Genomic DNA, 23145 nt, shown 5'->3' on the forward strand with positions numbered 1-23145 from the left:
GGCTCCAGCGGCCGGAAGGGGGTCCGGCAGCTTAACCCGTACGTAGGATGAGTCCTACCTCATCCCTCGGATGGCACGACATCCACGGCGCTGATGGTGAAGGGACTGGCCAGCACCAGCCGCTCCTTGGCCTTCTTGGTCAGCGCCTTGATCGCGCGCTCGCGGCGCAGGGCATCGCCCTTGCCGGGACAGGCTTCGACATAGACCAGCGCCCGGGCCGGGCTGGAATGGAAGAAACGCGCGCCCTTGCCGGTACGGTGGGTTTCGAAGCGGCGTTGCGCGTCGTCGCTGATACCGCAGTACAGCGCGCCGTTCTCGGCGCGCACCAGGTAGACGAACCAGGGTTTCGGCTCGGCGGCGGTCACGACGCCCAGACCCGCGCCTGCATGCGGTCGCAATAAGCGACCAGGCGCTCGTAGCTGCGCGCCATGTCGTTGAGCGGGGTTTCCAGGGTGCTGAGGATCAGGTTGGCCAGCACGCCGTAGGTGGCGGCGTCGGCGCTGCACGGCTGTGCGCCGCCGAAGTACGGCAGGTCGCCGAGCATGCCGTCCAGGGCCTCGAGGTCGTCGCGGGCGAAGCTCAGCAGTTCCTCGCGGCTATGGCGCAACAGGCCACGGCCCTTGAGGTCGCCGCGGATCTTGCGCTGCAGCATCACTCCCACCACCGGTCGCAGCGGCGCGGGCACACCACGGAACATGACGTCCTTCACCTGGCGGAAGCCCTGCTCGTCGAGCCAGCGGAAGTACACCAGCAGCGGCACCAGGTGCTCGTCGCACAGGCGGGTGATCGACACCGCCCAACCGCGGCCGCGGGCATCGAGGCCGGCATCGAGGTCGAATTCGTAGTACTGCTGCAGGGTACGCATGATGATCGCCGTGTCGGCGATCGGTTTGCCGTCCAGCGTAATGAACGGCAGCTTGCCCTTGGGGCCCTTGCGCGGGTCCATCACGGGTGTGACCTGGTACTCCAGCCCGGCGAGGCGCAGGAAGGTCTCCAGCTTCAGGCAGAAGGGGCTGACGTTGGGTACGTTGAAGGCGGGCGGGAACTGGAAAAGTGTGATCATGGCGGCGTCCGGCTCTCAGTCGCCTGTCATTTAAGCCTATCCAGCCGCCGCGGGCGAGCCCGAAAGCCCGCTATCAGGCCTCCCCCACCCGTTGTGCGCGATACGCCGCGAGGCCCCTGGCTGCCTGCGCACGAATCGCCGCCTGCACCGGCGGTGCCCAGCCGAGCAGGGCGCCCTTGGCACCCAGGGCCTGGCGCGACCACTTCCAGAGATCGAAGCTGTCCACGTGCTGACAGATCAATCCGTCACGAAAGTGGAAATGTGCCCAGATGTGATTGGTCACTTTCCTACCGGTCTGGGTGAAGGTGTAGGACGCCACCCAGCGTACCGAACCGCTTTTCTCGTCGGCCTCGACACCTTCGTAGGTCAGCGAGAAATCCTGGGCGCGGGCGGTGAGCATGCGCCACATGTCACCAGCCGCGGCGCCGCGCAGGTCGGTGAAAACCGGGTCGCTGAACTGCACGTCGGTGCTGTAGCAGGCGGCCATGGCCTCGCCGTCGCGGCGTTGGAAGGCCTGGTAGAAGCGTTCGATCAGCTGGGCATTGGGGTGGGCCATGGCAGGGCTCGCGTCAGGAGAGATGACGCAGTATCGGGGGTGGATCGACTGGACACGATTGGCAATATCGACAACATTATGATCAATAGCGACATCCGCATCGACAGAGAAAAGCGAGACGCCATGTTCAGGATAGCCCTGTTCGTCTGCCCGCAAACCCTGTGTTCCAGCCTTGGCCTGGCCATGGACAGTTTCCACCTCGCCAACCGCCTGGCCGGCGAGCGACGCTTCGAGGTGCTGCGGGTCAGCGCCGACGGCACGCCGGTGGCGTTGCCCTTCGGCCGTGTGGAAGTGGAAGGCGGGCTCGACCTCGCCGCCCGCTGCGACCTGCTGCTGATTCCCGCCACCGGTGCGGATATCGACACCACCTTCGCTGCCAATCAGCCGCTGCTCGCCTGGTTGCGCCGCGCCCCCGCCAGCGTGCAACTGGGCAGCCTGTGCAGCAGCGCTTTCCTGCTGGCCGAAGCCGGCGTACTGGACGACCGTCGCGCCACTACGCACTGGGCGCTGGAAGCGGCGTTCCGCGAACGTTACCCCCAGGTCCGGCTGGATATCGATGCGCTGTGCACCGACGACCAGGGCCGGCTCTGCTCCGGCGGCGCGCAAGCCGGGCTGGACCTGTGCCTGTACCTGATCGAGCGTCATGCCGGCGCGGCACTGGCGCGCCGTGCGGCGGCGACCCTGGTATTCGAGCACGGGCGCGGCCGCCAGCGGCGCTTCACTCCCCTTTTGCCCGACCCGCTGCCCGCCGGTTCACCGTTGGAGCCGCTGCTGGCCTGGCTGGAGGACAACTACGCGCAACCCTTCGACCTCGCCAGCCTGGCGCAACGCGTGCACTGTTCCACGCGCACGCTGTTGCGGCGCTTCCGTGAGCAGGTGGGTATGTCGCCGAACGATTACGTGCAGCGCCTGCGCATCGCTTCGGCACAGGAGGCACTGGGCGATCCGGGGCGTTCGCTGGAACGCATCGCCAGCGATGTCGGCTATGCCGACCGGGCGAGTTTTGCGCGCTTGTTCAAGCAGGTGTGCGGGGAGACGCCGGGGGCTTTCCGGCAGCGGCTGATGGGGCGGCAGGCTTAACGCCAGCCAGAGGATGGGATTGCCGCAGGAGCGAGCTTGCTCGCTCCTGCGAAGAGCCTTAGTTGAACCACTCCATCGCCGTGCGCCACACGCAGACGCCGACGAAGTAGGCCGACGCCACGAACCACAGGCCGAGCAGCCAGGGTTGATCCACCGGGTGCTGGAGGATCAGCAGCGCGCTGCTGAGCATCCAGATGAAGGTCACGGCGATGTTCAGCGGCATGAACTGGCGTACGCGGAAGGGGTGCAGGAACTTCATGCGGGTGAGGGTCAGCGCGGCCAGCACCAGCACGGTGACGAAGCTCACCCAGGGGTTCAGGTCGAGCACGAAGAAATACACCGCCACCACATTCCACGCGGCCGGGAAGCCGACGAAGTAGTTGTCCTGGCTCTTCATGTTGACGTTGCAGAAGCAGAACAGCGAGGACACCAGGATCACTCCCACCGCCAGCAGCTCGGTGTGCTCCGGCAGCGGCACGTAACGGTAGATGAAGATCGCCGGGATGAAGACGTAGGTCAGGTAGTCGATCACCAGGTCCAGGGTCGAGCCATCGAAGTGCGGCAGCACTGCCTTGACGTCGAACTTGCGCGCCAGGGTGCCGTCCAGGCCGTCCACCAGCAAGGCCGCCCCCAGCCACAGCAGGCAGGCCTGAGGCTTGTTGTCGACCAGCGCGAGGAGCGCAAGCAGCGCGAGGATTACACCGCTGGAGGTCACCGCGTGGGCGCCCCAGGCCTTGGCTTTGCTGAGGTTCAATGGCGATAGGATCAGGTTCACTTCGGCTCTCTTCCTTTGGACGGCGGATGCAGGGGAGCTACCTGAAACGGTAGTCCATCCCTGACAAACCACTGCACATGGGAACACCGATCCGACGGCCGAGTTCAGCCGGTTTGTCGAGAGTCGCACCTTGCTGCGGTGGAGCCGCCAGCATACGCCGTTGCGGCGTGGGCTTGCCATCGGAGGGGATGAGCGTTGCAGATACGATTCTGTCTGCGTGCACGAGCTGCCCTCTCCCTAACCCTCTCCCTGAAGGGAGAGGGGACTGTCCGTGCGAAGCGAAACTCACCCCCTCGCCGGAAAGATTCGAGCTATCAGGGCTCCCCCACTCTCCCCGCTCACACCGAACGGCTCCCTCTCCCTTCAGGGAGAGGGCTGGGGAGAGGGTTCCTGTTCCGAAGTCAATGCAGGATCTGACTGAGGAACAGCTTGGTGCGGTCCGACTGGGGGTTGTCGAAGAACTGGTCCGGCGGCGCCTGCTCGACGATCTCGCCCTTGTCCATGAAGATCACCCGGTTCGCCACGGTGCGCGCAAAGCCCATCTCGTGGGTCACGCAGAGCATGGTCATGCCGCTCTGCGCCAGGCCGATCATGGTGTCGAGCACTTCCTTGACCATTTCCGGATCGAGCGCCGAGGTGGGTTCGTCGAACAGCATGATCTTCGGCTTCATGCACAGCGCGCGGGCGATCGCTACGCGCTGCTGCTGGCCGCCGGAGAGCTGGCCGGGGAACTTGTTGGCCTGCTCCGGAATGCGCACGCGCTCCAGGTAATGCATGGCGACTTCCTCGGCCTGGCGCTTGGGCATCTTGCGCACCCACATCGGCGCCAGGATGCAGTTCTGCAGCACGGTCAGGTGCGGGAACAGATTGAAGTGCTGGAACACCATCCCGACTTCGCTGCGGATCGCCTCGATCTGCTTGAGGTCGTTGGTCAACTCGGTGCCGTCGACCACGATGCTGCCCTGCTGGTGTTCCTCCAGGCGGTTGATGCAGCGGATGGTCGTGGACTTGCCCGAGCCGGACGGCCCGCAGAGGACGATGCGCTCGCCCTGCTTGACCTCCAGGTTGATGTCCTTGAGCACGTGGAACTGGCCGTACCACTTGTTCACGCCCTTCATGGTGATCATCACATGATCGCCGACGGCCGGCTGTGCGGTCTTTTGGGTGGCTTCAGACATGACGATTCACTCCTAACGCTTGTGGCCGGTGTCCAGCTTGTGCTCCAGGTGCATGGAGTAGCGGGACATGCCGAAACAGAAGATCCAGTAGACGACCGCGGCGAACACATAGCCTTCGGTGGCCATGCCCAGCCAGGCCGGGTCCGCGGTGGCGCGCTTGATGCTGTTGAGGAAGTCGAACAGGCCGATGATGATCACCAGGCTGGTGTCCTTGAACAGCGCGATGAAGGTGTTGACGATGCCGGGGATGACCAGTTTGAGCGCCTGCGGCAGGATCACCAGGCCCATGGTCCGCCAGTAGCCCAGGCCCATGGCGGCCGCGGCTTCGTACTGGCCCTTGGGAATGGCCTGCATGCCGCCGCGAACCACTTCGGCGATATAGGCAGCCTCGAACAGCACCACCATCACCATCGCCCGCAGCAGCTTGTCCAGGTTCATCCCCTCGGGCAGGAACAGCGGCAGCATCACCGAGGACATGAACAGCACGGTGATCAGCGGCACGCCGCGCCAGAACTCGATGGTGGTGACGCAGATGACCTTGATCGCCGGCATCTTCGAACGCCGCCCGAGCGCCAGCAGGATGCCCAGCGGCATCGCCCCGCAGATGCCGACCGCGGCGATCACCACGGTGAGCATCAGCCCGCCCCAGGCGCTGGTCGGCACGCTTTCCAGGCCGAGGAAACCACCGTGCAGCAGCCAGTAGGCCACGATCGGCAGCGCCACGAGGAAGCCCAGGCCGTACTTCACCTTGTAGGCGAAGCGCTTGAGGAACAGCGGCGCCGCGCCGAACACCACGAACAGCACGGTGAGGTCCACCCGCCAGCGCAGTTCCTCGGGGTAGAAGCCGTACATGAACTGGCCGAAGCGCGAACCGATGAACACCCAGCAGGCGCCCTCGCGGGAGCAATCGGCACGGGTGGCGCCGGTCCAGTCGGCCTTGATGATCGCCCACTCCAGCAGCGGCGGCAGGATCAGCCAGACCAGGTAGAGGCCGACCAGCGTCAGCAGGGTGTTGAACCAGCTGGAGAACAGGTTGCCACGCAGCCAGGCGAGCACACCGACACTGCGCGCGGGCGGCGGCAGGTCGGGCTTGAAGGTATGAGTTGTCATGGCAGTCCTCTCACCGCTCGACCAGCGCGATGTGCTTGTTGTACCAGTTCATCAGCAGCGAAATGCTGATGCTGATGGCCAGGTACACGCTCATGGTGATGGCCATGGTCTCGATGGCCTGGCCGGTCTGGTTGAGCACCGTGCCGGCGAACAGCGAGACCATGTCCGGGTAGCCGATGGCGGCGGCCAGCGAGGAGTTCTTCGCCAGGTTCAGGTACTGGCTGGTGAGCGGCGGAATGATTACCCGCAGCGCCTGCGGGATGATCACCAGCCGCAGCGTCTGCCCCGGGCGCAGGCCCAGGGACCCGGCAGCCTCGGTCTGGCCGTGGCTGACCGCCTGGATGCCGGCGCGCACCGTCTCGCCGATGAAGGCGGCGGTGTAGACCGACAGCGCGAGCACGATGGACACCAGCTCCGGGATCACCACCCAGCCGCCGCGGAAGTTGAAGCCCTGCAGCACCGGCACGTCCCAGTGGAACGGCGCACCGGCCACCAGCGACACCAGGCCCGGTAGCACGATCAGCAACGCCAGGCCGCTGAGGAACACCGGGAAGGCCTTGCCGGTGGCATGGCGGCGGGCCTTGGCCCACTTCCAGATCACCGCCCAGCCGACGAGCGCCAGGATCACCGCGACGATGAACGGGCCGAGGCCGTCCGCGGCGAGCGGCGCAGGCATCTGCAGGCCGCGGTTGTTGATGAAGAACAGGTCGCCGAAGCTGATGCTCTGCCGCGGGTTCGGCAGCGGGCCGAGCACCGCGAAGTACCAGAAGAAGATCTGCAGCAGCGGCGGGATATTGCGGAAGGTCTCGATGTACAGGGTCGCCAGCTTGCGGATCAGCCAGTTGGGCGACAGCCGCGCCACACCGAGGATGAAGCCCAGGATGGTGGCAAAGACGATGCCGATCACCGTGACCAGCAGCGTGTTCAGCAGGCCGACCATGAACACCCGTCCGTAGGTGTCGCTTTCGCTGTAGTCGATCAGGTGCTGGGAGATGCCGAAGCCGGCACTGTGGTCGAGGAAGCCGAAACCGGACTGGATGCCGCGGTGGGCGAGGTTGGTCTGGGTGTTGTCGAAGAGGAACCAGCCGACCGCCACGACGAAGATGACGGCGATGATCTGGAATGCCCAGCCGCGCACGACGGGATCGTTGAGCGATGCCCCCCGCGGACGCTGGGCCTTGACGGAATTCTGCATGTAAGCCCTCTCGGAAGCACGCCAGGCGACCACGGGCCAAGCCCGCGACCGCCCGGAGGCTTCACGTCGTTCGAAACACTCCGGCGCCCACACTCCGGGCGCCGGAACGGGTCAGGTCAGCGCACCGGCGGTGCGTACTGCAGACCACCCTTGTTCCACTGGGCGTTGAGGCCACGCTTGATCTTCAGGTCGCTGGCGTCGCCGACGTTGCGATCGAAGATCTCGCCGTAGTTACCCACTTGCTTGACGATCTGTACCGCCCAGTCCTTGGGCAGCTTGAGGTCCTTGCCATAGTCACCCTCGGCGCCGAGCAGACGCGCGACATCCGGGTTCTTGGTGCTCTTGGCCTGTTCCTCGACGTTCTTCGAGTTGATGCCCAGCTCCTCGGCGTTGAGCATCGCGAAGAGCGTCCAGCGGGCGATGTCGAACCACTCCTCGTCACCCTGGCGCACGGCCGGGCCGAGGGGCTCCTTGGAGATCACCTCGGGCAGCACCACGTAGTCATCCGGCGCCGCCAGCTTGATGCGCTGGGCATAGAGCTGCGACTGGTCGGAGGTCAGCACGTCGCAACGGCCGGACTCCAGCGACTTGGCGCTCTCGTCGGAGGTGTCGTAGGTGATGGGGGTGTATTTGAGATTGTTGGAGCGGAAGTAGTCGGACAGGTTGAGCTCAGTGGTGGTGCCGGCCTGGATGCACACGGTGGCGCCGTCGAGTTCCTTGGCGCTGGAAACGCCGAGCTTCTTGTTCACCAGGAAGCCCTGGCCGTCGTAATAGGTCACGCCGACGAAGTTCAGGCCCATCGCGCTGTCGCGGGAGCTGGTCCAGGTGGTGTTGCGCGAGAGGATGTCGATCTCGCCGGACTGCAGCGCGGTGAAGCGCTCCTTGGCGGTCAGCGGGCTGTACTTGACCTTGCTCGCGTCGCCGAACACGGCCGCCGCCACGGCGCGGCAGACGTCCACGTCGATGCCCTTGTACTGGCCCTTGGCGTCGGCATACGAGAAGCCCGGAAGACCGTCACTGATACCGCACTGCACGTAGCCTTTCTTCTTCACAGCATCCAGGGTGGCGCCAGCGTGCGCGAGGCCACTGATGCCGAACACGGCGGCGGTGGTCAGCACTGCCAGGGTGGATTTCACCATCTTCATCGATCTTCTCCGTTGCTTTTTTAGTGTTTTGGAGTCCCGGTTCCACCGCCGTACCCTCGTGAGGCACCAGCAAGACAACAAACGGGATGGAGACCTGAAGGTGAGTCTAGACGGCCTGCGAAAATTCCTTCGGCAAGCCGCGAACACACCTTCGAGCGCGCAGGTCTTGCGCGCTGGAACGGGTCATCAAGGGATCATTGCGTGAAGGCGAAGGCCCACCGCGCCGGCTGTTGACCGCAGCCGGCGCGGCGGGCCCTGAAGCAGCCCAAGGCTGTCGCGGCGCCACTTCCGGTACAGCTTTCCGGATGGGGTCGGTAGAGTGTTACCGGAAGTGGGGCCGCACAGCCTGACCGTAGTGGTAGCAAGGGACGTACCAGCCTAGGACCGTTCATGCAATTTCGTGCAGTCAAGTCCCACAACTTATGGCCATGCGACATCTTCTTGCATCGCCCCTCCACCCTATCTCCCACGCGGCGCCCCTTCCTAGAGCGCCTGCCCCATCCTGGAGCCCCCATGACCCAGCCCCTGATCCTCGAACCCAGCCAGAGCGTCGACTCCTGCGTCATTTGGTTGCACGGCCTGGGCGCCGACCGTTACGACTTCGAGCCGGTAGCACAGATGCTGCAGCGCAGCTTCACCTCGACGCGCTTCATCCTGCCCCAGGCACCGACCCGCCCGGTCACCGTGTTCAACGGCATGCCCGCGCCCAGCTGGTACGACATCCTCGCCATGGCTCCGGCCCGCGCCATCGACGACGCGCAACTGGAAGCCGCGGCCGACAGCGTGATCGCGCTGATCCAGGGGCAGATCGACCAGGGCGTCGCCGCCAGACGCATCATCCTCGCCGGCTTCTCCCAGGGCGGCGCCGTGGTGCTGCACACCGGTTACCTGCGCTGGGACGGCGAACTGGGCGGGGTCATGGCCCTTTCCACCTATGGCCCGACATTCAGTGACGACATGAAGCTGCCCGCTACAAAAAGACAACTGTCCGCCCTCTGCCTGCATGGCACTTTCGATGATGTGGTGACGCCGGCCATGGGCCGCGCCGCCTACGACTTCCTGCAGGCCAACGAGGTGCCCGCCCAGTGGCGCACCTACCCGATGAGCCACGAAGTGAGCAACGAGGAACTTGGCGATATCGGCGCCTGGCTGCGGGAGCGCCTGTGATCCCCTGACCCTGCGGAGAACAAGAAGAAGCATGAACGCCCCGATCAGCAGCCTGCGTGACGTCGAAGCCCTGGAACAGGTACCGCTGCAAGACCGCGACCTGCCACCCAACACCTACGAACTGCTGCGCCGCTCGGCCCGGCAGTTCGGCCCCTCCACTGCCCTGAGCTGCCTGTTGCAGGGCTCGGCAGCGGAGGAGCCGGTCAAGGTCAGCTATGCGGAGCTGTTCGCCCGCGTCACCCAGGCGGCGAATGCCTTCCACCGCCTGGGCGTGAGGCCGGGCAGCGCGGTGTCGTTCCTGCTTCCCAACCTGCCGCAGACCCATTACGTGATCTGGGGCGGCGAAGCAGCGGGGATCGTCAACGCGATCAACCCGCTGCTCGACCCCGAGCACATCGCCGACCTGGTACGCGCCGCCGACTCGCGCGTGCTGGTGACGCTGGCGCCCTTCCCGGGTACGGACCTGTGGGACAAGGTCGCCGGCCTGCGCGAACACCTGCCGGAACTCAATGCCATCGTCACCGTCGACATCGCCAACCTGCTGCCCGAACCGCAGCGCTCGGCGATCAAGGCGGCCCGCGGCACGCTGCCCGAGGGTGTACTGGACTTCGACGAACTGCTCGACCAGTGCCCGGCGGACCAGCTGGAAAGCGGCCGGGTGATCGGCCCGGACGAAGTCGCTTCCTACTTCCACACCGGCGGCACCACCGGCACCCCCAAGCTCGCGCCGCACAGCCACTTCAATGAAGTGGCAATGGCCGAGATCATGGGCCTGAACTCCGACTACGACGGCCATGACGTGCTGCTCTGCGGCCTGCCGCTGTTCCACGTCAACGGTGTGATGGTCAGCGGTCTCGCGCCCTTCATGCGCGGCGGCGAGGTGCTGCTGGCCGGCCCGCAGGGCTACCGCAACCCGACGCTGATCCAGGACTTCTGGAAGCTGGTGGAGCGTTACAGGGTCACCAGCTTCAGCGGCGTGCCGACCATCTATGCCGCCCTGCTGCAGGTGCCCAGCGAAGGCCGTGATCTCTCCAGTCTGCGCTTCGCCCTGTGCGGCGCGGCGCCCATGCCGGTGGAGCTGATCCGCCAGTTCGAGGCGAAGACCGGGCTGAAGATCATCGAAGGCTACGGCATGACCGAAGGCACCTGCGGCACCAGCTGCAACCCGCGCGGCGGCGAGCGCCGGCCCGGCTCCATCGGCCTGCGCCTGCCCTACTGCGAGCTGAAGTCAGTGATCCTCGACGGCGACGGCCAGTACCTGCGCGACGCCGCCGTGGACGAGATCGGCAACATCTGCCTGCGCGGCCCCACCGTATTCAAGGGCTACCTGCAGGCCAGCAAGAACAGGGACATCTGGGTCGACGGCGACTGGTTCAACACCGGCGACCTGGGCCGCATCGACGCCGACGGCTACATCTGGCTCACCGGCCGCAGCAAGGACCTGATCATCCGTGGCGGCCACAACATCGACCCGCAGATGATCGAGGAAGCCCTGCACCGCCACCCCGCCGTGGCCATGGCCGCCGCCGTGGGCAAGCCGTGTCTGAAGGCCGGCGAGCTGCCGGTGGTGTACATCCAGCTCAAGCCGGGCATGCAGGCCAGTGAGGCGGAACTGCTGGAACACGCCGCCCGCCACGTGCCCGAGCGCGCGGCGGTACCCAAGGACGTCTGGCTGCTGGACGCCATCCCGGTCACCGCGGTGGGCAAGATCTTCAAGCCGGCGCTGCGTCTGGACGCCATTCGTCGCGTGTTCGAGGACGAAACCCGGCACCTGTCCCCGGCCCCGCGCATCGAAGTGATCGCCGATGACCGCCATGGGCAGAAAGTCCGCCTGTTCGTCGGCGGCGTCGACCTAGACTCACGTGCCGCCCTGGCCGACCGCCTGGGCGGTTACGCGGTGCACGTGGAACTGCTGGAAAGCTGATGAAACACCCGGCCGACCGCCGGTCGGCCGGGTCTGACCGCGAATTGCCAGTAGTCAAATCTGACTAATACTGATGGCTCAATGTGCGAAGAGGACTACAGGGAGAGTCAGTCGTGCACATCATCAGTCATTCGCCGACGTCCGCTGCGCCATGAAAGCCGCGCAGTGGAAAGAGGACATCCGCCAACTCCAGCATTTGCGCCTGTTCCAGAACGTGGCCGCGGCCAATCTGGAGCAACTGCTCAAGGATTTCCGCGCCTGTGAACTGGAGCGCGGCGAAATCCTGCTGTCGCCGTTCAACCGCAACCACTTCCTTTATATGGTCCTCTCCGGGCACCTGACGGTGTACCTCGGCTCGCTGGACAACCAGCCGGTGAGCACCTTGCATCCGGGTGACTGCGCCGGCGAGATCAGCTTCATCGACAGCGACCACCCCTCGGCCTACGTCGTCGCCAGCGAACCCACCACGGTGCTGCGCCTGCACCGCGAGGCACTGATCGGCCTGTTCGAGCATTCCCCGCAAGTCATGCAGAACCTCCTCGCGGTGCTCTGTGAAAAGGTCCGCGAGGGTAACCGGATCATTCTCGACACCGAGCAGAACGCCAATATCGACACCCTCACCGGGCTGTTCAATCGGCGCTGGCTGGAGCACATCTACGACCGCGAGAGCACGCGCTGCGCGTTCAACGAACAGCCCCTGTGCATGCTCATGCTCGATGTCGACCACTTCAAGAACTACAACGACGAGCACGGCCACCTCGCCGGCGACTATGCGCTCTGCCTGGTCGCCCACACCCTGCGCAGCCAGCTGCGGCCCAAGGACAGCATGGCGCGCTACGGCGGCGAGGAGTTCGTCATCCTCCTGCCGGAAATCGCCATCGAGGAAGCCCGGCGCATCGGCAACCGCCTGCGCCAGAGTCTGGAGCAGGTCGCCTCCTTCTATTCGCCAGTGGGGGTGCTGCCCGGCGTCACCGTCTCCCTCGGCCTGGCCGAGATGGACATCCAGGAAAACCTGCCGAGCCTGATCCTGCGCGCCGACGGCGCCCTCTACCAGGCCAAGCAGAAGGGCCGCAATTGCCTCTGCGGCTGAGCCCGCTGCCCTTCCCCTTCCCTTCTGTTAGATTGCGCCCCAGCGAAAAACCAATAACAACAAAGCTGGGAAGCTGATATGCGCAAACTGCTGATCGTCCTGCTCATCCTGCTGGCCGTTGGCCTGGGGATCTTCTTCAACCTGCCGGGCTACATGGACCGGAAGATGAATACCGTGGCCAGCCCGCCGCCTTACCCCGCCTCGCCGCAGGCCCAGGCGCTGCACCAGAGCCTGTTCGTCGCCGACCTGCACGACGATGCCCTGCTCTGGGACCGCAACCTGCTGGATCGCCACGACCACGGCCACACCGACCTGCCGCGCCTGCTCGAAGGCCACGTCGGCCTGCAGGTGTTCTCCACCGTCACCAAGACCCCGCGCGGCCTGAACTACGACAGCAACAGTGCCGACAGCGACAACATCACCCCGCTGGTGATCGCCCAGCGCTGGCCGGCGCGCACCTGGAACAGCCTGCTCGAACGCGCGCTCTACCAGGGCGAATTGCTCGACAAGGCCGCCGCCGACAGCCAGGGCAAGCTCACCCTGGTGCGCAGCCGCGACGACCTGACCCGCTACCTCGCCGCCTGGCAGAAGGACCCCAAGCAGTTGGCCGCCGTGCTCGCCACCGAAGGCCTGCACCCGCTCGAAGGCAAGCTGGAGAACATCGACCGCATGTACGACGCGGGATTCCGCATCATGGGCCTGACCCACTTCTTCGACAACGAAGTCGGCGGCTCCGCCCACGGCCTGAAGAAAGGCGGCCTGACCGAGTTCGGCCGCCAGGTCATCCCGCGCCTGGAAGACAAGAAGATGCTGATCGACCTGGCCCACGCCTCGCGCCCGCTGATCGACGACGTGCTGGCGATCGCCAGGCGCCCGGTGATCGTCTCCCATACCGGCGTCGCTGGCACCTGCCCCGGCCCGCGCAATCTCACCGACGCGCACCTGCGCGGCATCGCCAGCACCGGCGGGGTGATCGGCATTGGTTACTGGGACGGCGCGGTGTGCGAGACTTCGGTGGACGCCATCGTCAAGGCCATGCGCTACGCTGCCGACAAGGTGGGCGTCGAACACGTGGCGCTGGGCTCGGATTTCGACGGCGCAGTGAATGCGCCCTTCGACACCACCGGCCTCGCACAGCTGACCCAGGGCCTGGCAAAAGCCGGCTTCAGCGACCAGGACATCGCCGCCATCATGGGCGGAAACGTCCGCCGGCTGCTGCTGGAGAGCCTTCCGTAGCCCAAGTCAATAGGCAGAATGCCCGTGGCACTTCGCCCTGCGGGCATCTTGCATTACACTGGCGGCCGTTCATTCCTTAACCAGTACGAGACCAACGTGCTCAAAGCACTCAAGAAAATCTTCAGCAAGGGTGATGGCGAGCAGCCCGTCACCACGCCGGCAGCCCCCGCTCCCGCTGCCTCCCAGCCCGCCCCGAGCGGCGAAAAGCGTCCGCGCAAACCGCGCAATCCGCGCCCCGAAGGTGACACTTCGGAGAAGCCGGCCCGCGGTCCGAAGAGCGACAAACCCCGCGCCGAGCGTTCCGAGAAAGGCGAACGCGGCGAAAAACGCGAGCACGCTCCCAGGCAGGAGCCTGCCAAGGCCGAAGGCGCCGACAAGCCCCGCGAGCCGAAGCCGCGCCGTGAGCGCAAGCCGCGCCCGCCGGTGGTCGACAACTGGAAGCTGGAAGACTTCGTGGTCGAGCCGGCCGAAGGCAAGACGCGCTTCCACGACTTCAACCTCGACCCGCGCCTGATGCACGCCATCCATGACCTGGGCTTCCCCTACTGCACGCCGATCCAGGCGCAGGTACTGGGCTTCACCCTGCGTGGCCAGGACGCCATCGGCCGCGCCCAGACCGGCACCGGCAAGACCGCCGCGTTCCTCATCTCGATCATCACCCAGTTGCTGCAGACCCCGCCGCCGAAAGAGCGCTACATGGGTGAGCCGCGTGCGCTGATCATCGCGCCGACCCGCGAGCTGGTGGTGCAGATCGCCAACGACGCCATCGGCCTGGCCAAGTACACCGGCCTGAACGTCATGAGCTTCGTCGGCGGCATGGACTTCGACAAGCAGCTCAAGACCCTGGAATCGCGCTTCTGCGACATCCTGGTCGCCACCCCGGGCCGTCTGCTGGACTTCAACCAGCGCGGCGAGGTGCACCTGGACATGGTCGAAGTGATGGTGCTGGACGAAGCCGACCGCATGCTCGACATGGGCTTCATCCCGCAGGTCCGCCAGATCATCCGCCAGACCCCGTACAAGGGCGAGCGCCAGACCCTGCTGTTCTCCGCCACCTTCACCGACGACGTGATGAACCTGGCCAAACAGTGGACCGTCGACCCGGCCATCGTCGAGATCGAGCCGGAGAACGTCGCCAGCGATACCGTCGAGCAGCACGTCTATGCCGTTGCCGGCAGCGACAAGTACAAGCTGCTGTACAACCTGATCGCGCAGAACGACTGGACCCGCGTGATGGTCTTCGCCAACCGCAAGGACGAAGTGCGCCGCATCGAGGAACGCCTGACCAAGGACGGCATCAGCGCCGCCCAGATGTCCGGCGACGTGCCGCAGCACAAGCGCATCAAGGTTCTGGAAGGCTTCCGCGAAGGCAAGATCCGCGTCCTGGTCGCCACCGACGTTGCCGGCCGCGGCATCCACGTCGACGGCATCAGCCACGTGATCAACTTCACCCTGCCCGAAGATCCGGACGACTACGTGCACCGCATCGGCCGTACCGGCCGTGCCGGCAGCACCGGTACCTCGATCAGCTTCGCCGGCGAGGACGATGCCTTCGCCCTGCCGCCGATCGAGGAACTGCTGGGCCGCAAGATCAACTGCGAGATGCCGCCCACCGAGCTGCTCAAGCCGGTACCGCGCAAGCACTGATCGCTCGCGCACCAGAAGAAGGCGAAGCCGCAGGGCTTCGCCTTTTTTGTTTCCACCGGCGTTACCGCGGGTGACGCATTCCCCTGCCTAGAGCCTCCCATTCCTCCTGCCGGACCCGCTGGGACGACCGTACGGCATCCCCCCGCAAACAATGGCCACGCGCCATTACCCGCGTCATTACGGCGAGATGGGCCACGCCCCGGCCCTTTCTGCTCAGTTTTATTTACAGACGTAAAAAAATTCGCACGCTTCTTGCAAAGCACGCGAGAACAATTCCAAGAACTCGTCGGAATCCTCCCATGCCCTTGCGCGCCAAACTTGCTCTGAGTTTCCTCTCGGTCGGCCTGATCCCCGTGCTGGTGATGGCCATCGTGGTCTATCTCCAGGCCAGCCGTGCCCTCGAAGAACAAAGCCTGAACGCTCTGGAGGCGGTCGCCAGTATCAAGCAGCGGCAGCTGATGGACGCCTGGAAGGCGCGTAACGACCAACTCAGCAGCCTCGCCACCAACCTGGGCAGCAACTACGCCGGGCTGGACAGTGAATCCCTGGTCACCACCGCCAACTACGACCGCCCGGTGTTCGAGAACTTCATCAAGACCTTCGGCTACCGCGAGCTACGCCTGGTGGCCGGCGACGGCACCGTGGTGTTCAGCCTCGGTCGTGGCGTCGACTACCAGCAGAACATCGGCACCCCGCAGTGGCGCGACACCGCCTTCGGCAAGTTCATCCGCACCGCGCTGGACAGCGGCAAGGCCAGCATCAGCGACCTGGAACTGGCGCCCAACGACCAGCAGCCCGTGCAATGGCTGGCCGCGCCGATCAAGGACAACGGCAAGCTGCAACTGCTGCTGGTACTGGAACTGCCGCTCGCTTCGATCAACGAAGTGATGCAGAACCGCCAGGGCCTGGGCGACGCCGGCGAAACCTATCTGGTCGGCGGCGACGGCAGCCTGCGCTCGGATTCGGTGCGCTTCGCCGATCACCACGTGCGCCGCGACAAGGAAAGCCCCAGCGCCATCCCCGGCCAGGCCATCGAGAAAGCCCTGGCCGGCGAGCAGGGCCGCCTCACCGAACCCGGCCTGAGTAACGAGACAGCACTGAAATCCTTCGTGCCGCTGAACCTGGACGGCCTGCACTGGGCGCTGGTGGCGGAAATGGACCAAGCCCAGGCCTTCGCCCCGGTACGCAAGCTGATGTGGCAGATCCTCGTGCTCGGCGTCCTGACCCTGCTCGGCGTCGCCGCCGGCACCTGGCTGGTCAGCCGCAGCGTGATGCGTCCGCTGGGCGGCGAGCCGGCCAGCATGGCGGCCCTGGCCCAGCGCCTGGCCAGCGGCGAACTGCGCCTGAGCGACGACGCCAGCGCCAGCAGCGGCCTGATGCAGGCCCTGCGCGAAATGACCACGGCCTGGCGTCAGGTGGTCGAACGCCTGCGCCAGGCCAGCGAGGCCGTGGGCGACGCCAGCGGCGACATCCTCGACGCCGCCGGACGCACCAGTAACCACCTCGACCAGCAGCAGGAAGCCCTGGAGATGGTGGTCAGCGCGGTGGACCAGATGGCCGCCACCGTGCAGGAAATCGCCGGCAGCGCCAGCCGCAGCGCCGATGGCAGTGCCGCCGCGCGACAAGCCTTCGTCGCCATGCAGGGCACCCTGCAGCACATGATCGGCCGCCAGGACCAATTGCTGGTCGGCCTGCGCCAGGCCGACGGCGTGGTGCAGACCCTGGCCGGCGAGAGCCAGCAGATCGGCTCGGTGCTGGACGTGATCCGCTCCATCGCCGAACAGACCAACCTGCTCGCCCTCAACGCCGCCATCGAAGCCGCCCGCGCCGGCGAAGCAGGCCGTGGCTTTGCCGTGGTCGCCGACGAGGTACGCAGCCTCGCCCAGCGCACCCGCAGCGCCACCGACGAGATCGTCGCCATCGTCGGCAGCCTGGGCGACTCCTCCGTCCAGGCACAGTCGAGCATGAGCGGCGCCAGCGAACAGGCGCACACCCTGGAGCACGACACCCAGGCCGTGCTGCAGGCCCTCGGCGCCCTCGACGAGTCCCTGCAGGGCGTACACGCCATGGCCTTCCAGATTGCCGCCGCCGCCGAAGAGCAGGCTGCCACGACCCAGGAAGTGAACCAGCACATGCACCGCCTGAGCGACATGACCGTGGAGAACCGCAAAACCGCCGCGCACACCCGCGACTGCGGCGAGCACCTGCGCCGCGTCGCCGGCAGCCAGGAAGAGCTGGTGGCGCAGTTCAAGCTCTGAGGCTGAGATGACGCGGAGAGGCCTTGTCGCAGGCGGGCCTCTCTTGCAAGCGGTCAGGCCCGTGGCCTTTCGTCCACGATCCTGGAGCCTCCAATAGCTCCAGCACCCACATACAGGAAGATTCACACAGAGTCACAGGCAAAATCCTGAAGACCAGAAAAACCGTCAGACCTAGACTCGGAACCTTCCTCCATCCGTTCCTACTGACCATGTCTCTGAAAATCACCGCCGACGACCTGCGTCGCGCCGTCACCGACGGCATCCTTCAGCCCGGCCAGGATCAGACGCTACTCGACTGGCTGAGCCGAGAGCCAACCACCCGCGGCGACCTGAACCTGGCCAATACTGCCTACTACTTCGGTGCCCTGCTGGTCATGGGCGCCCTGGGCTGGCTGCTGACTGACGCCTGGATGAGCGTGGGCGACGTCGCCCTGCTGTCGATCAGCCTGATCTACATGCTGCTGTTCACCCTCACTGGCCGCAGTCTCTGGTCACGCGGGCTGCGCATCCCCGGCGGACTACTCGGTGCGGTGGCGGTCAGTCTCACGCCGCTGGTGGTCTTCGCCATCGAGCGGATGACCGGCCTGTGGCCGATGGACGATACCCAGACCAGTTACCACGACTACTACCAGTGGGTGCAGGGCGGTTTCCTGGCCATGGAGGTTGCCACCGTCCTGGTTGGCCTGCTGATGCTCCGGCTGCTGCCCTTCCCCTTCGTCATGCTGCCGATCGCCATCGCCCTTTGGTTCATGTCCATGGACCTGTGCGGAGTGCTGTATCCGGACGGGTTCACCTGGTACGTGCGCTACGAAATTTCGCTCTACTTTGGGCTGGTGTTGCTCCTCACCAGCCTGCTGATCGACGGACGAACCCGCCAGGACTTCGCCTTCTGGGGTTACCTGGTCGGCCTGTTGGCCTTCTGCGGCGGCCTGAGCCAGCTGGATAACGGCAGCCAATGGGGTGGCGCGATCTATTGCCTGATCAACCTGGGCCTCATGGCACTGGCCGTGGCACTGCGGCGCACGGTCTTCATGGTGTTTGGCGGGATCGGCATCTGGGGCTACCTGGGCTACCTGTCGTACTCGGTATTCCAGGACTCGCTCATGTTCCCGATCATCCTGACCCTGCTCGGCCTGGCCCTGATCGCGCTGGGGATCGCCTACTCGAAACTCCGCGAACTCTTGACCTCCAACCTGCGCTCGGGACTCCCCGACAGTCTGCTCAGGTACATCCCGGCACTGCGCCATTGATCCGAGCAGGATGACGCCCGGCGGAACATACGATAGAGTCCATAATGGAAAATTAATCCACTATGGAGTCTCGCATGTCCGCCGCCACGCCTTTCACCCTCAACCAGGCTGACGCCGAACGCCTGCTGGAACAGGTCGACGTGCTCCAGGCGATGCGCGACATGTTCGTCGAGCTGGCTGCCGGCAGCGCCGTGCAACCCGCGCAGCAACTGGTGGAATTCCCCAATGGCGGCGGCGACTTCATCAACTACCTGGGCGTGCTGGCCTCGCAGAAGGTCTACGGCGTGAAGACCTCGCCCTACATCGTGCGCCAGCCCAAGTCGCTGGTCACCGCGTGGAGCCTGCTGATGTCCATGGACAGCGGCCAGCCGCTGCTGCTGTGCGACGCCGGCAGCCTGACCACCGCGCGCACCGCCGCCACCACTGCCCTGGCGGTGCAGGAACTGGCGCGCCCGGACGCCAGGCGCCTGGTCATAGTCGGCAGCGGCCCGGTCGCCCGTGCGCACCTGCGCTACGTGGCGGGTCTGCGTGACTGGCAGAGCATCCGCGTCTACTCGCCGAACCTGAATGCCGGCGTTCTCGCCCAGTTCGGAGCCATCGATGCCCGCGCCGAACCGGCCACCAGTCTCGAGGCCGCCGTGGCCGACGCCGACGTGGTGCTGCTGTGCACTTCTTCCGGCACCCCGGTACTCGACCCGGCAATCCTGTCCAAACCGGCGCTGATCACCTCCATCAGTACCAACGTCGCCCGCGCCCATGAAGTACCGCCGCAGTCGCTGGCGCAGATGGACGTGTACTGCGACTACCGCGCCACCACCCCGGCTTCCGCCGGCGAGATGCGCCTGGCCCGTGACGAGCACGGCTGGGACAGTGCCATCCGTGGCGACCTGCCGGAACTGGTCAGCGGCCAGGCAGCCAAACCGCAATACCAGCGCCACGTCTTCTTCCGCTCCATCGGCCTCGGCCTGGAAGACGTCGCCCTGGCCAATGCGCTCTACCATCTGCAATGCAGCAACGCCTGAGCCGGAGACGAACATGATCGAAGTCGACTTCCTCATCATCGGCGGCGGCATTGCCGGCGCTTCCACCGGCTACTTCCTCTCCCGCCATGGCAAGGTCACCGTGCTCGAGCGCGAGTCCCATGCCGGCTACCACTCCACCGGCCGCTCGGCGGCGCTCTACACGGTCGCCTATGGCACGCCGCAGGTGCGCGCCCTGACCGCCGCCAGCCGTGCCTTCTTCGACAATCCGCCCGAGGGCTTCGCCGAACACCCGATCCTCACCCCGCGCGGCGAGATGACCGTGGACTTCGAGGGCAACCCGGAAGAACTCCAGCGCCAGTTCGCCAGCGCCCGCGACAGCGTGCCGGAGATGCGCCTGCTGACTGCCGACGAAGCCTGCGCCATCGTGCCGGTACTGCGTCGCGAGAAGGTCCACGGCGCGATGCTCGACCCCAGCGCCGCCGACATCGACACCGACGGCCTGTTGCAGGGCTACCTGCGCGGCATCCGACGCAACGGTGGCAGCGTGCAACTGGACAGCGAAGCCCTGGAAATCAGCCGTATCGACGGCGCCTGGGAAGTACGCTGCGCGCAGCAGACCTACCGTGCGCCGGTGCTGGTCAACGCCGCTGGCAGCTGGTCCGACAAGATCGCCGAACTGGCCGGCGCCGCTCCCCTGGGCCTCACCCCCAAGCGCCGCGCAGCCTTCCTGTTCAACCCGCCGGAGGGTGTCGACAGCCACGCCTGGCCGGTGCTGGTGAGCCTGGACGAATCCTTCTACTTCAAGCCCGACGCCGGCATGCTGCTGGGCTCGCCGGCCAACGCCGACCCGGTGGAACCCCACGACGTGCAGCCCGAGGAGCTGGACATCGCCCTGGGCATCTACCAGATCGAGGAACACACCACCCTCAGCATCCGCCGCCCGAGCCACACCTGGGCCGGCCTGCGCTCATTCTTCGCCGACGGCGACCTGGTGTCTGGCTATGACCTGGCCACCCCTTCCCTGTACTGGGTCGCCGGGCAAGGTGGTTATGGCATCCAGACTTCGGCGGCAATGGGCGAGGCCAGCGCCGCGCTGATCCGCCGCGAAGCCCTGCCGGAGCACCTGACCCGTCACGGCCTGACCGCCGAGATGCTTTCCCCGACACGCCTGCTGGCCGAGTGAGCCGCCGTTCGTGACAGCCCGCGGGCGCTTGCGGCACACTCGCCAGCGCCTGTCCTACCGCCTTCGAGAGCCTTGCCCATGACCGCCGCTGATCCGCTGGACAACTACAAGGCCATCGCCGACGCCATCGCCGCGCTGTTCTTCCCCCACGCCGAAGTGGTCATCCACGACCTGCGCAACCAGCGCGTGGCCTACCTGGCGAACAACATCTCCAAGCGCGAGATCGGCGACGATTCGGCGCTGGAAGACATGCTCGAAGGCGGCAGTGACGAACGCAACATCGGCCCCTACGAGAAGCTCAACTGGGACGGCCAGAAGATCCGCTCCATCAGCACCGTGCTGCGCGACGCGAGGGGCGAGCCACTGGCGGTGTTGTGCATCAACCTCAACATCACCCTGTTCGAGACCGCCAAGGCGGCGCTCGACCTGTTCCTCTCCTCCAGCAAGGTCATCCCGCAACCGGATGCCTTGTTCCGCGACGACTGGCAGGAGCGCATCAACACCTTCCTGCATGGCTGGCTGCAGCAGCGCCAGCTGAGCCTCTCCACCCTCAGCCGCGACCACAAGCGCGAACTGGTCCTGGCCCTGCACGCCGAGGGCGCGTTCAAGGGCAAGAGCGCGGCGAACTACGTGGCCAACGTGCTGAACATGGGCCGCGCGACGGTGTACAAGCACCTGAAGGAGTTGAAGGAGGAGGTTTGATTCCTTCCTTCTCCCGCCCCAGCCTGCCCTTGTAGGAGCGAGCTTGCTCGCGAACCGCACACTGCCGCCGTCACCGGCGAATGCTTGCAATCCCTTGGGACCGGCGCGCCAGGATCGATGGGTATCGCTGCGCTCCACGCCATGCTACGGCGAGGTCTTCCTATTGCCACCGTGCAGATGGGAGGATTCGCGGACAAGGTCCGCTCCTACGGGAGGCGCCGAGTTGGGCGGGTTCGCGAGCAAGCTCGCTCCTACGAAGTGCACCACCGCTCTGGCTCTGGCTCTGGCTCTGGCTCTGGCTCTGGCTCTGGCTCTGGCTCTGGCTCTGACTCGAAAGTCTTCCAGAGAAACCTCCGCGCACTCCGACTGCCCCGTTCAGGAGGCCTCGTTGAAGCGGAGTTTCAGGGGTTGAGCGACATGGATGTCGCGAGAGCCACGATGGGCCAGGGATGGCCCGTCGTGGCGTGCCCCTGAAACTTCGCTTCAACGAGGGAATTTTTCGCCTAAGCGAAAAACCGGATGATTGGGGCAAGACCTTTGCCTTCTTTGGGTCGTTTGCCAAAGAAGGTCGCCCGAGGGGGCGAAACACAGAGTCCGCGCGTCCATGGAAGCGGCGCTGGAACACCCAGGCCAACGCAGCGAACCTGCAATATCAGGGCAAAGGAGAACGTCGGCCCTGCCGACGGATCGCGGGCATGGCCCGCTCCTACGACGACTGAAAATCCGGCGCAACGAAAAAGACCGCCCGGAGGCGGCCTTTTCTGCGAGGCGACGGGAAGATCAGTCGCCGTAGATGTCGCTCTTGAAGTACTTGCCCTCGATGGCCTTGTACTTGCCATTGGCGCGCAGCGCGTCGATGGCGGCGTTGAGCTGGCCGACCAGCTCGGTGTTGCCCTTGCGTACCGCGATACCGGCGCCCTCGCCGAAGTATTTCGGGTCCTTGAACTCCGGCCCGATGAAGGCGAAACCCTTGCCGCGCGGGGTTTCCAGGAAGCCGATCTCCAGCGGAATGGAATCGGCGAAGGTGCCATCGAGGCGGCCCGCCAGCAGGTCCAGGTAGATCTCGTCCTGGCTGGTGTAACGCACCACGTTGGCGCCGGCCTTGCCCAGTACCTCGGTGGCGAAACGGTCGGCAGTGGAGCCGCGCTGCACGCCGATGTTCTTGCCCTTGAGCTGGCTGAACTGCTCGTCCAGTTGCGAGCCTTCCTTCATCACCAGGCGGCCCGGGGTGAAGTAGTACTTGTGGGTGAAGTCCACCGAATGCTTGCGCTCTTCGGTGATGGTGATGGAGGACAGCGCGGCATCGATCTTGCGCACCTTCAGCGAGGGGATCAGGCCGTCGTATTCCTGCTCGACCCACTGGCACTTGCGCTTCATCTCTTCGCACAGCGCATTGCCGATGTCGTAGTCGAAGCCGGCGATGCCGCCTTCGGGGGTCTTGTAGGCGAAGGGCGGGTAGGCCGCCTCGATGCCGATGCGCAGCGGCTTGTCGTCGGCATGAGAGAAGGTGGCGAAGGCGGCCAGCATCAGGCCGCCCAGCAGGGCTTTGCGATTCATCGATGAACTCCGTTGTGTGGTCGCCGGGGCGAGCGCCGGCCGGTAC

At 65.7% G+C, this 23145-nt stretch carries 21 protein-coding genes; 12 read left to right on the top strand and 9 right to left on the bottom strand.

The window, feature by feature from the left end; all coding sequences use genetic code 11:
- Positions 1 to 59: 59 nt before the first annotated feature.
- The 3 genes from J2T47_RS09065 to J2T47_RS09075 all read right to left on the bottom strand — a co-directional run bounded on the left by J2T47_RS09065 (position 60) and on the right by J2T47_RS09075 (position 1619).
- On the bottom strand, positions 60 to 365 hold the full coding sequence (locus J2T47_RS09065; protein WP_253444955.1) for a GIY-YIG nuclease family protein: 306 nt from the start codon (positions 363 to 365) through the stop codon (positions 60 to 62).
- Complete coding sequence (locus J2T47_RS09070; protein ID WP_253444958.1) at positions 362 to 1063, bottom strand: glutathione S-transferase C-terminal domain-containing protein; 702 nt, start codon at positions 1061 to 1063, stop codon at positions 362 to 364. Before J2T47_RS09070 ends, J2T47_RS09065 begins: the two co-directional genes overlap by 4 nt.
- 73 nt (positions 1064 to 1136) lie before the next feature.
- Complete coding sequence (locus tag J2T47_RS09075) at positions 1137 to 1619, bottom strand: nuclear transport factor 2 family protein (protein ID WP_253444961.1); 483 nt, start codon at positions 1617 to 1619, stop codon at positions 1137 to 1139.
- A 123-nt stretch (positions 1620 to 1742) separates the two neighbouring features.
- On the opposite strand from J2T47_RS09075, the gene J2T47_RS09080 reads away from it, so the two are divergent.
- Entirely contained in the window at positions 1743 to 2699 is a 957-nt protein-coding gene (locus J2T47_RS09080; RefSeq protein ID WP_253444964.1) for a GlxA family transcriptional regulator, read from the top strand.
- A 58-nt stretch (positions 2700 to 2757) separates the two neighbouring features.
- Here the strand turns inward: J2T47_RS09080 and pcsA are convergent, their stop codons facing one another.
- The 5 genes from pcsA to J2T47_RS09105 all read right to left on the bottom strand — a co-directional run bounded on the left by pcsA (position 2758) and on the right by J2T47_RS09105 (position 8102).
- Positions 2758 to 3474 carry a phosphatidylcholine synthase gene (gene pcsA, locus J2T47_RS09085; protein WP_253444967.1) on the bottom strand — a complete coding sequence of 239 codons (717 nt, stop codon included), beginning with the start codon at positions 3472 to 3474 and terminating at the stop codon, positions 2758 to 2760.
- Between the two features lie 401 nt (positions 3475 to 3875).
- A complete protein-coding gene (locus J2T47_RS09090; RefSeq protein WP_253444970.1) occupies positions 3876 to 4652 on the bottom strand; it encodes an amino acid ABC transporter ATP-binding protein in 777 nt (258 codons plus the stop codon).
- Positions 4653 to 4664: 12 nt separating this feature from the next.
- The gene (locus J2T47_RS09095) at positions 4665 to 5762 is read right to left on the bottom strand and encodes an amino acid ABC transporter permease (protein ID WP_081516105.1); all 1098 of its coding nucleotides are present in this window, start codon (positions 5760 to 5762) and stop codon (positions 4665 to 4667) included.
- A 10-nt stretch (positions 5763 to 5772) separates the two neighbouring features.
- Positions 5773 to 6957, bottom strand: coding sequence for an amino acid ABC transporter permease (locus tag J2T47_RS09100; protein ID WP_253444973.1), 1185 nt, complete (start codon positions 6955 to 6957; stop codon positions 5773 to 5775).
- 116 nt (positions 6958 to 7073) lie between these two features.
- Positions 7074 to 8102, bottom strand: coding sequence for an amino acid ABC transporter substrate-binding protein (locus tag J2T47_RS09105; RefSeq protein ID WP_253444976.1), 1029 nt, complete (start codon positions 8100 to 8102; stop codon positions 7074 to 7076).
- Between the two features lie 513 nt (positions 8103 to 8615).
- Here J2T47_RS09105 and J2T47_RS09110 point away from each other — a divergent pair.
- From J2T47_RS09110 to J2T47_RS09160, 11 genes are all read left to right on the top strand, one after another.
- Positions 8616 to 9269, top strand: coding sequence for an alpha/beta hydrolase (locus J2T47_RS09110; protein WP_253444979.1), 654 nt, complete (start codon positions 8616 to 8618; stop codon positions 9267 to 9269).
- Positions 9270 to 9300: 31 nt separating this feature from the next.
- Positions 9301 to 11193 carry an acyl-CoA synthetase gene (locus J2T47_RS09115; protein ID WP_253444982.1) on the top strand — a complete coding sequence of 631 codons (1893 nt, stop codon included), beginning with the start codon at positions 9301 to 9303 and terminating at the stop codon, positions 11191 to 11193.
- A gap of 151 nt (positions 11194 to 11344) precedes the next feature.
- Complete coding sequence (locus tag J2T47_RS09120) at positions 11345 to 12283, top strand: GGDEF domain-containing protein (protein WP_253444985.1); 939 nt, start codon at positions 11345 to 11347, stop codon at positions 12281 to 12283.
- Between the two features lie 78 nt (positions 12284 to 12361).
- The gene (locus J2T47_RS09125) at positions 12362 to 13519 is read left to right on the top strand and encodes a dipeptidase (protein WP_253444989.1); all 1158 of its coding nucleotides are present in this window, start codon (positions 12362 to 12364) and stop codon (positions 13517 to 13519) included.
- Positions 13520 to 13615: 96 nt separating this feature from the next.
- The gene (rhlB, locus tag J2T47_RS09130; protein ID WP_253444992.1) at positions 13616 to 15166 is read left to right on the top strand and encodes an ATP-dependent RNA helicase RhlB; all 1551 of its coding nucleotides are present in this window, start codon (positions 13616 to 13618) and stop codon (positions 15164 to 15166) included.
- Between the two features lie 299 nt (positions 15167 to 15465).
- The gene (locus tag J2T47_RS09135) at positions 15466 to 17424 is read left to right on the top strand and encodes a methyl-accepting chemotaxis protein (protein WP_253444995.1); all 1959 of its coding nucleotides are present in this window, start codon (positions 15466 to 15468) and stop codon (positions 17422 to 17424) included.
- A gap of 209 nt (positions 17425 to 17633) precedes the next feature.
- Positions 17634 to 18674 carry a DUF2157 domain-containing protein gene (locus tag J2T47_RS09140; RefSeq protein WP_253444998.1) on the top strand — a complete coding sequence of 347 codons (1041 nt, stop codon included), beginning with the start codon at positions 17634 to 17636 and terminating at the stop codon, positions 18672 to 18674.
- 74 nt (positions 18675 to 18748) lie between these two features.
- Complete coding sequence (locus tag J2T47_RS09145; protein WP_253445001.1) at positions 18749 to 19696, top strand: ornithine cyclodeaminase family protein; 948 nt, start codon at positions 18749 to 18751, stop codon at positions 19694 to 19696.
- A 13-nt stretch (positions 19697 to 19709) separates the two neighbouring features.
- Positions 19710 to 20840: an NAD(P)/FAD-dependent oxidoreductase gene (locus tag J2T47_RS09150; RefSeq protein ID WP_253445003.1), complete on the top strand. Its 1131-nt coding sequence runs from the start codon at positions 19710 to 19712 to the stop codon at positions 20838 to 20840.
- A gap of 78 nt (positions 20841 to 20918) precedes the next feature.
- Positions 20919 to 21542, top strand: a complete 624-nt coding sequence (locus J2T47_RS09155) for a helix-turn-helix transcriptional regulator (protein WP_253445005.1) — start codon at positions 20919 to 20921, stop codon at positions 21540 to 21542.
- 449 nt (positions 21543 to 21991) lie between these two features.
- A complete protein-coding gene (locus tag J2T47_RS09160) occupies positions 21992 to 22261 on the top strand; it encodes a hypothetical protein (RefSeq protein WP_253445007.1) in 270 nt (89 codons plus the stop codon).
- A 61-nt stretch (positions 22262 to 22322) separates the two neighbouring features.
- On the opposite strand, the gene J2T47_RS09165 is transcribed toward J2T47_RS09160, so the two are convergent.
- Positions 22323 to 23099 (bottom strand): ABC transporter substrate-binding protein, encoded by a 777-nt coding sequence (locus J2T47_RS09165; protein ID WP_081516127.1) that lies wholly within the window; start codon positions 23097 to 23099, stop codon positions 22323 to 22325.
- Positions 23100 to 23145 lie beyond the last annotated feature (46 nt).

The sequence above is a fragment of the Pseudomonas nitroreducens genome (assembly GCF_024170165.1).
Classification (GTDB): Bacteria; Pseudomonadota; Gammaproteobacteria; order Pseudomonadales; family Pseudomonadaceae; genus Pseudomonas; species Pseudomonas nitroreducens_C.